This window comes from Nocardiopsis sp. NRRL B-16309 (assembly GCF_001279585.1).
GTDB lineage: Bacteria > Actinomycetota > Actinomycetes > Streptosporangiales > Streptosporangiaceae > Nocardiopsis.
This window is the reverse complement of sequence record NZ_LGEC01000016.1, coordinates 124,738-137,894: the sequence shown is the minus strand read 5'-3', so window position 1 is coordinate 137,894 and position 13,157 is coordinate 124,738. Positions and strand designations below refer to the sequence as shown.

General features: G+C 71.0%; 12 protein-coding genes. 10 read left to right on the top strand and 2 right to left on the bottom strand.

What is annotated here, in order from left to right; translation table 11 throughout:
• Positions 1-10 precede the first annotated feature (10 nt).
• The 6 genes from nusA to truB all read left to right on the top strand — a co-directional run bounded on the left by nusA (position 11) and on the right by truB (position 6,359).
• Entirely contained in the window at positions 11-1,024 is a 1,014-nt protein-coding gene (gene nusA, locus ADL05_RS03650; protein WP_053615417.1) for a transcription termination factor NusA, read from the top strand.
• Between the two features lie 7 nt (positions 1,025-1,031).
• A complete protein-coding gene (locus ADL05_RS29305; protein ID WP_369800885.1) occupies positions 1,032-1,367 on the top strand; it encodes a YlxR family protein in 336 nt (111 codons plus the stop codon).
• 212 nt (positions 1,368-1,579) lie between these two features.
• A complete protein-coding gene (gene infB / locus ADL05_RS29300; RefSeq protein ID WP_082376080.1) occupies positions 1,580-4,585 on the top strand; it encodes a translation initiation factor IF-2 in 3,006 nt (1,001 codons plus the stop codon).
• Positions 4,586-4,671: 86 nt separating this feature from the next.
• Positions 4,672-4,968 (top strand): DUF503 domain-containing protein, encoded by a 297-nt coding sequence (locus ADL05_RS03635; RefSeq protein ID WP_053615414.1) that lies wholly within the window; start codon positions 4,672-4,674, stop codon positions 4,966-4,968.
• A gap of 2 nt (positions 4,969-4,970) precedes the next feature.
• Positions 4,971-5,414, top strand: coding sequence for a 30S ribosome-binding factor RbfA (gene rbfA, locus ADL05_RS03630; protein ID WP_053615413.1), 444 nt, complete (start codon positions 4,971-4,973; stop codon positions 5,412-5,414).
• Positions 5,415-5,471: 57 nt separating this feature from the next.
• Complete coding sequence (truB, locus tag ADL05_RS03625; protein WP_053615412.1) at positions 5,472-6,359, top strand: tRNA pseudouridine(55) synthase TruB; 888 nt, start codon at positions 5,472-5,474, stop codon at positions 6,357-6,359.
• A gap of 6 nt (positions 6,360-6,365) precedes the next feature.
• Here truB and ADL05_RS03620 read toward each other — a convergent pair whose 3' ends face one another.
• On the bottom strand, positions 6,366-6,725 hold the full coding sequence (locus ADL05_RS03620) for a type II toxin-antitoxin system VapC family toxin (RefSeq protein ID WP_394324831.1): 360 nt from the start codon (positions 6,723-6,725) through the stop codon (positions 6,366-6,368).
• A 54-nt stretch (positions 6,726-6,779) separates the two neighbouring features.
• Positions 6,780-7,040: a CopG family transcriptional regulator gene (locus ADL05_RS29295; protein WP_082376079.1), complete on the bottom strand. Its 261-nt coding sequence runs from the start codon at positions 7,038-7,040 to the stop codon at positions 6,780-6,782.
• A gap of 275 nt (positions 7,041-7,315) precedes the next feature.
• On the opposite strand from ADL05_RS29295, the gene ADL05_RS03610 reads away from it, so the two are divergent.
• The 4 genes from ADL05_RS03610 (at position 7,316) to ADL05_RS03590 (ending at position 12,921) form a co-directional block, all read left to right on the top strand.
• Positions 7,316-8,314, top strand: coding sequence for a bifunctional riboflavin kinase/FAD synthetase (locus ADL05_RS03610; RefSeq protein WP_053615409.1), 999 nt, complete (start codon positions 7,316-7,318; stop codon positions 8,312-8,314).
• A gap of 237 nt (positions 8,315-8,551) precedes the next feature.
• Entirely contained in the window at positions 8,552-8,821 is a 270-nt protein-coding gene (gene rpsO / locus ADL05_RS03605) for a 30S ribosomal protein S15 (protein WP_053615408.1), read from the top strand.
• A gap of 322 nt (positions 8,822-9,143) precedes the next feature.
• Positions 9,144-11,453: a polyribonucleotide nucleotidyltransferase gene (locus tag ADL05_RS03595; RefSeq protein WP_053615406.1), complete on the top strand. Its 2,310-nt coding sequence runs from the start codon at positions 9,144-9,146 to the stop codon at positions 11,451-11,453.
• Between the two features lie 133 nt (positions 11,454-11,586).
• Positions 11,587-12,921, top strand: a complete 1,335-nt coding sequence (locus tag ADL05_RS03590) for a pitrilysin family protein (protein ID WP_053615405.1) — start codon at positions 11,587-11,589, stop codon at positions 12,919-12,921.
• The last annotated feature ends 236 nt before the right edge of the window (positions 12,922-13,157 follow it).

The window sequence follows — 13,157 nt, the reverse complement described above, 5'->3', positions numbered from 1 at the left end:
GGATATTGACATGAGCGTCCTGCGCAGCCTGGAACGCGAGAAGGACATCTCGGTCGAACTGGTCGCCAAGGCCATCGAGGACGCGCTCCTGATCGCCTACCACCGCGAGGAGGGCGCCGACAAGCGTGCCCGGGTCGAGCTGAACCGCTCGACCGGCCACGTGACCGTGTGGGTCTCCGAGCTCGACGAGGAGGGGGAGGTGGTCGGCGAGTACGACGGCACCCCCACCGGCTTCGGCCGCATCGCGACCTCCACCGCCAAGCAGGTCATCCTCCAGCGCCTGCGCGACGCCGAGGACGAGCTCACGCTCGGCGAGTTCGCCGGCCGCGAGCACGACATCGTCTCCGGCATCATCCAGCAGGGCAAGGACCCCCGCAACGTGCTGGTGGACCTGGGCCGCATCGAGGCCATCCTGCCGCCGCAGGAGCAGGTGCCCACCGAGGAGTACACCCACGGCGAGCGCCTGCGCGCCTACGTCGTGCAGGTCCGCAAGGGCCACCGCGGCCCGTCGGTCACGCTCTCGCGCACCCACCCCAACCTGGTCCGCAAGCTCTTCGAGCTGGAGGTCCCCGAGATCGCCGACGGCACCGTCGAGATCGCGGCGATCGCGCGCGAGGCCGGCCACCGGACCAAGATGGCGGTCCGCTCCAACCGGGGCGGCGTCAACGCCAAGGGCGCCTGCATCGGCCCGCTCGGCAGCCGCGTCCGCAACGTCATGGCCGAACTGCACGGCGAGAAGATCGACATCGTCGACTACTCCGACGACCCCGCCGTGTTCGTCGCCAACGCCCTGTCCCCGGCGCGGGTGAACTCGGTCGAGGTGCTCGACATGGCAGCCCGCGTGGCGCGCGTGATCGTGCCCGACTACCAGCAGTCCCTGGCCATCGGCAAGGAGGGCCAGAACGCCCGGCTCGCCGCGCGGCTCACCGGGTGGCGCATCGACATCCGCTCGGACGCCGACCCCGCCGGCGCGCCCGTCGAGACCGGCGAGCCGGACGCGGACGACGCACCTCCGGCGGGCTGATCGGACCGTGCCCGTGTCACGACGCGATAGGGTGGTCGAAGACGGTCGTGACGGTCCCGTGCGCACCTGCGTGGGATGTCGGTCGCGGACAGTCCAGTCCGACCTCGTGCGGTTGGTGGCCGTGGGCTCGGCCATCGTGCCCGACACCCGGGGTCGACACCCCGGGCGCGGTGCCTACCTGCACCACGACCGGCGATGCTTCGAGCTCGCCGTGCGTCGCAGGGCGTGGTCACGCGCCTTCCGGGACCGGGAGGGATCCGGGCGCACCGCGTGGGACGTCTCACGGGTGGACGCCCTCTTCGAGCCCGCCCCAGATGGCGGATCGGGTCGGCCCTCCCTATAGGGTTGGAATGTCTGGGCCGGCCTCCGGGTTGTACTGACCGAGGTCGGCGTACTGTGCTGTGTCGGCACGTGTTAACCGGCCCATTGTTGTGTAGCGATGAGGAAGCAGGTCGAGATTGCGATGAGCGCCTGATGAGTACGCAGCGATGAGTAACTCAAGCTAACGACGGTCCGGCACAGGCCCATGTCCCGGACCGAAGCTGAAGGAGAGCAGTGGCGAAGGTCCGGGTGTACGAACTCGCCAAGGAGTTCGGTGTAGAGAGCAAGGCCGTCCTGGCCAAGCTCAACGAGATGGGCGAATTCGTCCGTTCGGCGTCCTCGACGATAGAGGCGCCGGTCGTGCGACGTCTGCAAGAAGCTTTCAAGGGGTCCGAGAACAACGGCGGCAAGAAGGGTGGACCGGCTCCCAAGCCGGGTCCGCGTCCTGCCGGCCAGGCCCCCAAGCCGGGTCCCGCGGCTCCCAAGCCCGGCCCGGCCCCCAAGCCTGGCCCGAAGCCGGCCCCGGCGGCCAAGCCCGCCGCGCCGGCCGAGGCTGCGGCACCGGCACCGGCCGAGCAGCGTCCCGCCGCTCCCAAGCCGGCGGCCAAGCCCGCACGCGAAGAGGCCGGTCCGCGCCCCGGTGGCGCGCCCAAGCCCGCTCCGCAGGGCGGACGTCCCGAGCGCGGTGACCGCCCCGAGCGCCCTGAGCGCGGCGAGCGGCCCCAGCGCGGAGAGCGCGGCGGCCGTTCCGAGGGCGGCCGTGCCCCGCGTCCGGGCGGTCCCCGTCCGGGTCCGCGTCCCGGCAACAACCCGTTCGCCTCCAACGCCTCCGGCATGGGCTCCAAGCCCGCCGGTCCGCGTCCCGGTGGCGGCGCTCCGCGTCCGGGCCCCCGGCCCGGTCCGCAGGCCGGCGACCAGCGCGCTCCCCGTCCGGGTGGCGGTGCTCCGCGCCCCGGTGGCGGCGGTCCCCGTCCGGGTCCGCGGCCTCCGCAGGCCGGCGACCAGCGCACCCCGCGTCCCGGCGGTGCCGCGGGCGCTCCCCGTCCCGGCGGTGGCGCTCCGCGTCCCGGTGGCGGCGGCGGTGCCCCGCGTCCGGGCGGTCCGCGTCCCAGTCCGATGAACATGCCCTCCTCGCGTCCCTCGGCTCCGGCCGGCGGCGGTCGCGGCGGAGCGGGCGGCGGTCGTCCCGGTGGCGGCGGTCGCGGTCGCGGGGGAGCCCCCGCGGGTGCGGGTCCGCGTCCCGGTGGCGGCGGCGGTCGTCCGGGCGGCTTCGGTGGCCGTCCCGGTGGCGGCGGTCGCGGCCGCGGTGGCGGAACGGCCGGTGCGTTCGGTCGTCCGGGCGGTCGTCCCGGGCGTGCGCGCAAGTCCAAGAAGCAGCGGCGCCAGGAGTTCCACGAGCTCTCGGCCCCGTCCTTCGGCGGCGTCAAGATCCCGAGCGGCAACAACCAGCTCATCCGTCTGTCCCGCGGCGCCTCGCTGTCGGACTTCGGCGACAAGATCGACGTCAACCCGGCGTCGCTCGTCCAGGTCATGATGCACCTGGGTGAGATGGTCACCGCGACCCAGTCGCTGCCGGACGAGACCCTGCAGCTGCTCGGCGAGGAGCTCAGCTACCGCATCGAGGTCGTCAGTCCCGAGGACGAGGACCGCGAGCTGCTGGAGTCGTTCTCCATCGAGTTCGGTGAGGACGAGGGCGGCGACGAGGAACTGCGTCCGCGCCCGCCGGTGGTCACCGTCATGGGTCACGTCGACCACGGTAAGACCCGACTGCTGGACACGATCCGTAAGACGAACGTGGTCGGCGGCGAGGCCGGCGGCATCACCCAGCACATCGGTGCCTACCAGGTCGCGACCGAGGTCGACGGCGAAGAGCGCAAGATCACCTTCATCGACACCCCTGGTCACGAGGCGTTCACCGCCATGCGTGCCCGTGGTGCGAAGGTCACCGACGTCGCGGTTCTGGTCGTGGCGGCCGACGACGGCGTCAAGCCGCAGACGGCCGAGGCCATCGACCACGCCAAGGCGGCCGACGTGCCGATCGTCGTCGCGGTCAACAAGATCGACGTCGAGGGCGCCGACCCGCAGCGGGTGCGCGCCCAGATGACCGAGTACGGCCTGGTGGCCGAGGAGTACGGCGGCGACGTCCAGTTCGTGGACATCTCCGCGCTCCAGGGCACCAACCTCGACGCCCTGCTGGAGTCGATCGTGCTCACGTCCGACGCGGCCCTGGAACTCCAGGCCAACCCGGACATGGACGCGCAGGGTCTGGCGATCGAGGCCTACCTGGACCGCGGTCGCGGTTCCATGGCCACGGTGCTGGTCCAGCGCGGCACGCTCAACGTCGGCGACTCGATCGTCTGTGGCGACGCCTTCGGCCGCGTCCGGGCCATGCTCGACGAGCACGGCCAGAACGTGCAGAGCGCCGAGCCGTCCCGTCCGGTGCAGGTGCTGGGTCTGACCAACGTGCCCAGCGCCGGTGACAGCTTCCTGGTCGTCAAGGACGACCGGGTGGCGCGCCAGATCGCCCAGCAGCGTGAGGCGCGCGAGCGCTTCGCCCAGCAGGCGAAGTCGGCCCGCCGTGTCACGCTCGACAACTGGCAGTCCGCCATCAAGGAGGGCGAGCGCTCCGAGCTGCTCCTCCTCATCAAGGGCGACATGTCCGGTTCGGTCGAGGCGCTGGAGGAGTCGCTGCTCAAGATCGACGCCGGCGGCGACGAGGTCAGCATCCGGATCATCGGTCGCGGTGTCGGTGCGATCACGCAGAACGACATCAACCTGGCGTCGTCCGCGGACGCGATCATCGTCGGCTTCAACGTGCGGCCCGAGGGCAAGAACAGCCAGCTCGCGGACCGCATGGGCGTGGACATCCGGTACTACTCGGTGATCTACCAGGCCATCGACGAGGTCGAGGCCGCGGTCAAGGGCCTCCTCAAGCCCATCTACGAGGAAGTCCAGCTGGGCAGCGCCGAGATCCGCGAGGTCTTCAAGGTGCCCAAGATCGGCAACATCGCCGGTTCGATCGTCCGGAACGGACTCATCCGCCGCAACTCCAAGGCCCGGCTCATCCGGGAGGGAGTCGTCATCTCCGAGAACCTCACCGTGGAATCCCTGCGGCGGTTCAAGGACGACGCGACCGAGGTCCGCGAGGGCTTCGAGTGCGGTATCGGGGTCGGTTACAACGACCTGCGCCCCGAGGACGTCATCGAGACCTACGAGATGCAGGAGAAGCCCCGCGACTAGTCCTCGCGGAGTCTGATCCCCCTGGGGCCCCGGCCGTGCGGCCGGGGCCCCGCCTTTGACGGTTCACACACAACCCAGGTGATCACTTGTACGTTGGGGCGCTGACCCTGGACGTCCTTCTCGGAGACGTCCACTCGCTCAAGCAGAAGCGTTCGCTGGTCCGCCCGGTCGTCTCCGAGCTGCGCCGGAAGTTCTCGGTGTCGGTCTCCGAGGTGGGCGAGCACGACCTGTACCGGCGGGCGAAGATCGGGGTCGCGGTGGTCGCGCCGACCGCCGCGTTCGCCCGCGAACAGATGGAGACCTGCGAACGATTCGTCGCGGGCCGCCCCGAACTGGAGCTGCTCTCCGCCAGGCAGCGGCTCTTCAACGAAGAGGAAGACTGACGATGGTTGACGCCGCACGCGCGCGCAAGATCGCCGACCGCATCCAGCGCATCGTCGCCGAGATGCTGGACCGGCGGATCAAGGACCCGCGACTGGGGTTCGTCACCGTGACCGACGCCCGGATCACCGCCGACCTGCGGGACGCCACGGTGTACTACACGGTGTTCGGCACCGCGGACGAGAAGGCGGCCTCGGCCGCCGCCCTGGAGAGCGCCAAGGGCGTGATCCGCACTGAGGTCGGCCGCCAGACCGGTATCCGGCACACGCCGAGCCTGACCTTCGTCATCGACGAGGTGCAGGAGAACGCCCAGCACATCGAGGAGCTGCTGGTCAAGGCGCGCCAGGCCGACGAGGAGGTGGCCCAGCGGGCCACCGGCGCCTCCCCGGCGGGAGAGGCCGACCCGTACAAGGCCCCCCGCGAGGTCGAGGACGACGAGGACCAGTAACACCCGGGGCGGCGGCGCGGACCGCGCCGCCGCCGGCATTCACCCCGAAGGAGTCTCATGGCCGAGAGCGGCGTCGTGGTCGTGGACAAGCCCGCCGACTGGACCTCGCACGACGTGGTCGCCAAGACGCGCGGGCTCGCGCGGACCCGGCGGGTGGGCCACGCCGGGACCCTGGACCCGATGGCCACGGGCGTCCTGGTGCTCGGGGTGGAGAAGGGCACGAAGCTGCTCGGCCACCTGACCCTCACGGAGAAGGTCTACGAGGCGACCCTCCGGCTCGGCCAGGTGACCAGCACCGACGACGCCGAGGGCGAGCCCGGCGCTCGGGTGGACGCCTCCGGGGTGGCGGACGAGGCCGTGCACGCGGCGGTCGCCGCCCTCACCGGGCGCATCCAGCAGGTCCCACCGCAGGTCAGCGCGATCAAGGTGGACGGCAAGCGCGCGTACAAGTCGGCCCGTGAGGGCAAGGAGGTCGCGCTCAGGGCCCGCGAGGTGACGGTCTCCGAGTTCACGGTCACCGACATCCGCCGGGTGGTGGACGAGGGCGGCACGTTCGTGGACGTCGACGCCGAGGTGACCTGCTCCAGCGGGACCTACATCCGCTCGCTCGCCCGCGACATGGGCGCCGCCCTGGGCGTGGGCGGCCATCTGACCGCGCTGCGCCGCACAAGGGTGGGGCCCTACGACCTGTCCCGGGCCCGCACGCTCGACCAGCTGGCGGAGGAGTTCACGCAGGTGCCGCTCGCCCAGGCGGTGGCCGCGGCCTTCCCGGTCCGCACGCTCACCGAGGACGAGACCGGCCGCATCCGGCACGGCAACCGGATCGGGCCGAGCACCCTGGGCGAGGGCCCGGTGGGGCTGTTCGCCCCCGACGGCCGCGTCGTCGCCCTGGGCGAGAACCGCGGTGACCACATGAAGCCGGTCGTGGTCTTCGACCCCGCCTGACCGACTTCAGATCTTGATGATGGTCGCTTTCCCGCCGCAGAGCGCCTTGAGGTCGTCAGGATCAGAGGTGAGGATCGTGACCGGTCCGGGTGCGGCCAGGGCGGTGGCACACAGCATCGCGTCGATGGCGTGCCGATGGCCATGCAGCCCGGCGGCGTCCAGCAATCGGGTGGCTTCCCGAGCGACATGCTCGGTCACAGGTTCGATCGTCAGCCGGGACAGTTGCCACTCTAGAGCCGCACGGTTGATGCGTGGGTGAATGACTTCCACGAGTGTCGCGGAACTCGTGATCACCCGACTGTCGTCGGCACGGGCGAGGACGAGCCAGCGGGTGATGATTCGATCCTGGAGAACGGCCCTGGCCAATCCTTCACTGTCCAGGACGAGTGTGCCGTTCGGGCGGTGAGGGCTCGGGCTCACCTACTCCACCGGTCCCGGAGTGCCCTGTTCCCTGCGGGCACGGTGCAACTCCTCGCGAGTCTGCTGGAGTTCTTCGTCAGTGATCGGGCCGTGATGGGACTCCAACGCCTCGATGAGGTCATTGAGATTGTCCCGTTCGAGCTGTCTGGCGACAGCGGCGGCGACATAGGAGGACAGCCCTGAGGGGCCGCCTCGAGAGCGTGCCTGCTCGGCGATGTCTCTGGGCAACGTGATGGAGTACTTCTGGGTAAGACCGCTCATAGGATTTATGCTACCAGCAATGCCCCCGCGCGTAACCTCAACGTGAGCATGCGACTACCGACAAGTGGGGCTGTGTCCCGTGCACGCCAGCCGCCGGCGCTCCGCCGACCCACCCCTGTCTGCGGCGGCAGAACGTGCTGAGTGGGCCGGGCCACACCACCCGCGTGTCCGTGCGGGGGCGGCGGGCGTGGCACCCTTGTCTGGGGCCCCAGGGGGAGCGTTCGTCCCCCCGGAGCCCGGACAGCGTCAGCGAAGTGGGTCGAGGGGAGCCGGACGTGCGGCGATGGGGCGGGCTGGAGGACATTCCCTCCGAATGGGGGCGGTCCGTGGTGGCTGTCGGGGTCTTCGACGGAGTGCACCGAGGCCACCAGGCCATCCTGGCGACCGCCGTCGAGCGCGGCCGGGAGCTGGAGCTGCCCGTGGTCGTGGTGACCTTCGACCCCCACCCGGAGTCGGTCCTGCGCGGGGCGACCCCGCCGGTGCTGACGCCGCTGGACCGGCGGGTGGGGCTGCTGGAGGAGTACGGCGCCGACGCGGTGTGCGTCCTGCCCTTCGACAAGCGCCTGTCGGCGCGCTCGCCGGAGGAGTTCGTCCGCTCCGTGCTCACGGACCGCCTGCACGCGGTCGCCGTGGTCGTGGGCGAGGACTTCCGGTTCGGCCACCGGGCCGCGGGCGACGTCGCGGCGCTGGCCGGATTCGGCCGCGGACTCGGCTTCACCGCGCACGGCGTGCCGCTGGTGGCCGACGGGCGCACGATCACCTCGACGCGCGTGCGCGCCCTGCTCGGGGACGGCGACGTGGCCGGTGCCGCCGCCCTTCTGGGCCGGCCGCACCGGGTGGAGGGCGAGGTCGTGCACGGTGCCGCGCGCGGGCGCGAGCTGCTCGGGTTCCCCACCGCCAACATGGACCTGGCGCCCGGCACCGCCGTGCCCGGCGACGGCGTCTACGCCGGCTGGCTGAGCCGGACCGCGTCCGCGGCGGGCCAGGAGTCCCGTTGGCCGGCCGCGATCTCCGTGGGCAGCAACCCCACCTTCGACGGCGCCGAGCGCACCGTGGAGGCCTACGCGCTCGACCGTGACGACCTCGAACTGTACGGCGTGCACATGGCCGTGGAGTTCACCCACCGGATCCGCGGGCAGGAGCGCTTCGACAGCATCGACGAGCTCATCGTGGCCATGCACCGCGACGTCGACCGGTGCCGCGAGGTGCTGGTCGGCGGCGGGGCGGGCGAGCGGACCGGCGATCCGGCGGGGGAGAGCGGCTCCACAGGGTGACGCAGCTCCGTCACCTCGTGGTTTGCGGTAGTGTGGAGACGTCCACGTGTGCCCCGTGTCAGGCCCTCCGTCCGCGGAGGGCGTCGGCGCGGGGAGCGCGCTGCACCGACGCCGTCGGCGACGGTCCGCGCCCACCACACGCGACGGTGACTGTTCGTACGCGCGGTCACCGCGTCTGACCCCGGCTCCGTGCCACGGGTTCGCCCTGCGTACCGAATCATTGAGTGAAGGAGCGTCGTGTCGATCGACACCGCCACCAAAGAGAAGATCATCGCCGAGTACGCCACCTCCGAGGGTGACACCGGCTCCCCCGAGGTCCAGGTCGCGCTGCTCACGCACCGCATCACCGAGCTGACCGAGCACCTCAAGGGCCACAAGCACGACCACCACAGCCGTCGTGGCCTGCTCCTGATGGTCGGTCGCCGCCGCCGTCTGCTCAAGTACATCGCCAAGCAGGACATCACCCGCTACCGCTCGCTCATCGAGCGTCTGGGCCTGCGCCGCTAGAACCGGCGACGGGAGTGGCTTCGGCCGCTCCCGTTTTGTTAGTAAGGTGTGACACGCGTGGCGGTCCACGGCCGTCACGCGTGCACCACCCACAACTCCATAGCGAACACCCCCGCGATCCTCATCCTCGGCAGCAGAGTCGAGGCCGGTCCTCGGTAGTGGTCCCCGGACACCGCCCCCCAGGGGTGGCTGCCGTGGGCTTCGATCGATGACCGGCCGTCATCAACTCCCTGGACCGGACGCGGGACGAAGGACCCAAGGCCGTGGAACGCGCAACCGCGCGAGCCGCGGCACATCCCACACCTGTACCAGGAGGTCGCCCATGGAGGGCGCTTACTCGGCCGAAGCCGTCATCGACAACGGCAAGTTCGGCACCCGTACCATCCGCTTCGAGACCGGCCGCCTCGCCCAGCAGGCCGCCGGATCGGCCATGGTGTACCTGGACGACGAGACCGTCGTCCTGTCCGCCACGACCGCGTCGAAGCGGCCCAAGGAGAACCTCGACTTCTTCCCCCTGACGGTGGACGTCGAGGAGCGCATGTACGCCGCGGGCCGCATCCCCGGCTCCTTCTTCCGGCGGGAGGGCCGTCCCTCCGAGGACGCCATCCTCACCTGCCGCCTGATCGACCGGCCGCTGCGCCCGTCGTTCAAGAAGGGCCTGCGCAACGAGATCCAGGTCGTCGAGACGATCCTGGCCCTGCACCCCGAGCACCTGTACGACGTCGTCGCGATCAACGCCGCCTCGATGTCCACGCAGATCTCCGGGATCCCCTTCTCCGGCCCGATCGGCGGCGTGCGCGTCGCCCTGATCGAGGGCCAGTGGGTGGGCTTCCCCACCCACGGCGAGCTGGAGAACGCCACCTTCGACATGGTGGTCGCCGGTCGCGTCCTCGATGACGGCGACGTCGCCATCATGATGGTCGAGGCCGAGTCCACGCCCCGCACCCTGAAGCTGGTCGCCGAGGGCGCCGTCGGTCCCAACGAGCAGACCGTGGCCGAGGGCCTCGACGCCGCCAAGCCCTTCATCAAGGTGCTGTGCAAGGCCCAGCAGGCCGTCGCGGAGCAGTCCAGCCGCGAGGTGGCCGAGTTCCCGATCTTCCTCGACTACGAGGAGGACGCCTACGCCGCCGTCCAGGCCGCCGTCCGGGAGGACCTGGCCAAGGCTCTGACCATCGCGGACAAGCAGGAGCGCGAGGCCGAGCTGGACCGCGTCAAGGCCGCCGCCGGCGAGAAGCTGGCCGAGGACTTCGAGGGCCGCGAGAAGGAGGTCGGCGCCGCCTTCCGCTCGCTGAGCAAGCAGCTCATGCGCGAGCGGGTGCTGCGCGACCAGGTCCGGATCGACGGCCGCGGCCCCAAGGACATCCGTTCGCTGAGCGCCGAGGTCGGCGTCCTGCCGCGGGTGCACGGTTCGGCCCTCTTCGAGCGCGGTGAGACCCAGATCCTGGGCGTCACCACGCTCAACATGCTGCGCATGGAGCAGATGGTTGACACGCTCAACCCTGACAAGACCAAGCGCTACATGCACAACTACAACTTCCCGCCCTACTCCACCGGTGAGACCGGTCGGGTGGGCTCGCCCAAGCGGCGCGAGATCGGGCACGGCGCCCTCGCCGAGCGCGCCCTGCTCCCGGTCCTGCCGTCCCGCGAGGAGTTCCCGTACGCCATCCGGCAGGTGTCCGAGGCGCTGGGCTCCAACGGCTCCACCTCGATGGGCTCGGTCTGCGCGTCCACCATGTCCCTGATGGCGGCCGGCGTGCCCCTCAAGGAGATGGTGTCGGGTATCGCCATGGGCCTCATCAGCGAGGGTGACCAGTTCGTCACGCTGACCGACATCCTGGGCGCCGAGGACGCGTTCGGCGACATGGACTTCAAGGTCGCCGGTACCCGTGAGCTCATCACGGCCCTGCAGCTGGACACCAAGCTCGACGGCATCCCCGCCGAGCAGCTGGCGATCGCGCTGCAGCAGGCCCGCGGCGCCCGCCTGGCGATCCTCGACGTCATGCGCGAGGCCATCGAGACCCCGGCCGAGATGAGCCCGAACGCTCCGCGCATCCTGACGGTCAAGGTTCCGACCGACAAGATCGGCGAGGTCATCGGCCCGAAGGGCAAGATGATCAACTCGATCCAGGACGACACCGGCGCCGACATCACGATCGAGGACGACGGCACCATCTACATCGGTGCCGTGGACGGCCCGTCCGCCGAGGCCGCGCGGGACACGATCAACCAGATCGCGAACCCGACGATGCCCGAGGTCGGCGACCGCTACCTGGGCACCGTCGTCAAGACGACGACGTTCGGCGCGTTCGTGTCGCTGCTGCCCGGCAAGGACGGCCTGCTGCACATCTCGCAGATCCGCAAGCTGCACGGCGGCAAGCGGATCGAGAACCTCGACGACGTCATCGGCATCGGCGAGAAGATCCAGGTCGAGATCCGCGAGATCGACGACCGCGGCAAGCTGTCCCTGGTCCCCGTCGAGGTCGTGGAGTCCGAGGCGGCGGCCTCCGCCCCGGCCGCGGCCCCCGAGGCCGCCGACGAGGCCCCGGCCGACGACGACAAGGGCGGCGAGTCCGGTGACGCCCCGCGCCGCCGTCGCCGCCGCAGCTCGGGCGGGCGTTCCGAGAACACCTGATCCCACCACGCCTGAGGGGGCGGCCGCACCAGCCGGTGCGGCCGCCCCCGCGGCGTATCCTCGGCCTGACGAGGGGCGGCGCACTGTCCCGTGGCCGACCCCGCTCCCACGCGAAGACGAAGAAGAAGGATTCATGAGCTCTGCCCCCATCGCCGCCGAGCAGGACCCCGGCACCACCGTGACGCTGCTGGAGCCGGACGGCGGCTCCGGACTCGTGCGGCGCACGGTGCTCCCCGGCGGTCTGCGCGTGGTCACCGAGAACATCCCGGGCGGCCGTTCCGCCGCCTTCGGGATCTCCGCGACCACCGGCTCGCGCGACGAGGACTCCGCGCACGCGGGGTCGGCGCACTTCCTGGAGCACCTGCTGTTCAAGGGGACGCGGACCCGCTCGGCGCTGGAGATCTCCGCGCTGCTGGACGGTGTCGGCGCCGACCACAACGCCTACACCACCAAGGAGCACACCTGCTACTACGCCAAGGTGCTCGACCGGGACCTGCCGCTGGCCATCGACGTCGTCGGTGACATGGTGGCCAACTCGGTGCTGGACGAGGGCGAGGTGGAGACCGAGCGCGGCGTGATCCTGGAGGAGATCGCCATGTACGAGGACGAGCCCGCCGACCTGGTGGACGACGTCTTCGCGGAGCACTTCTTCGGCGACACCCCGTTGGGACGCCCGATCCTGGGCACCATCGACTCCATCCGCGCGCTGCCGCGCGAGCGGATCGCCGAGCAGTACCGGGACGCCTACGTGCCCTCCGAGCTGATCGTCACGGCCGCGGGCAGCCTGGACCACGACGCGGTCGTGGAGCAGGTCCGCGCGATGTTCGCCGACCAGCTCGCCGCGGCGGGCGACGCCCGCCCGGCCGGTCCGCGCGTCGGCGGAGGCCCGGTGGCGGTGAACGGGGGCACCGTGGTGACCTCCCGCGACACCGAGCAGGCCCACATCATCCTGGGTTCGGAGGGGCTGCCGCGCACGGACCCGCGCTGGCACGCGCTGCGCCTGCTCGGCGCGGCCCTGGGCGGCGGGATGTCGTCGCGCCTGTTCCAGGAGGTGCGCGAGAAGCGCGGCCTGGCCTACGCGGTGCACGCCTACCACACCGCCTACGCGGACACCGGCACGTTCCAGGTGTACGCGGGCTGCCTGCCGGAGAAGGCCGACGAGGTCATCGGCGTGTGCCGCGACGAGCTGGCCAAGGTTGCCGCCTCGGGGATCGACGCCGAGGAGCTGGCCCGTGCCAAGGGCCAGATCCAGGGCACGTGGGTCCTGGGCAGCGAGGGCACCAACGCCCGGATGAGCCGCCTGCTCGCCCACGAGCTGAGCCACCCGCGCCACTTCTCGATCGACGACGACCTGGCGCTGTTCGACGCGGTGACCGAGAAGGACGTCGCCGAGGTGGCCGCCGACCTGTTGACGCGCCCGCGCGCACTGGCGGTCATCGGCCCGTACGAGGAGGGGCGGGAGTTCTAGTCGGGGGCTCTGTGCTGTGTTTTCTGGGGGCCTCTGTGTTTTCTGGGGCGCTGGAGGCCAGATGTTCTTCGTCGTCGACTTGCCTTGCTCGTTCCTCGCGGCGGCCCCGTCTCCTCCTGCAGAACACTGGCGCGCCCCTCGCGAACCCCCCTGCACACCCGTCACTTGAACGGCCACGTCCAACCCCCTGCGGTTCGGCAGGCCCGCATGTGCACGTTCAACCCCCAGGGGTGAAG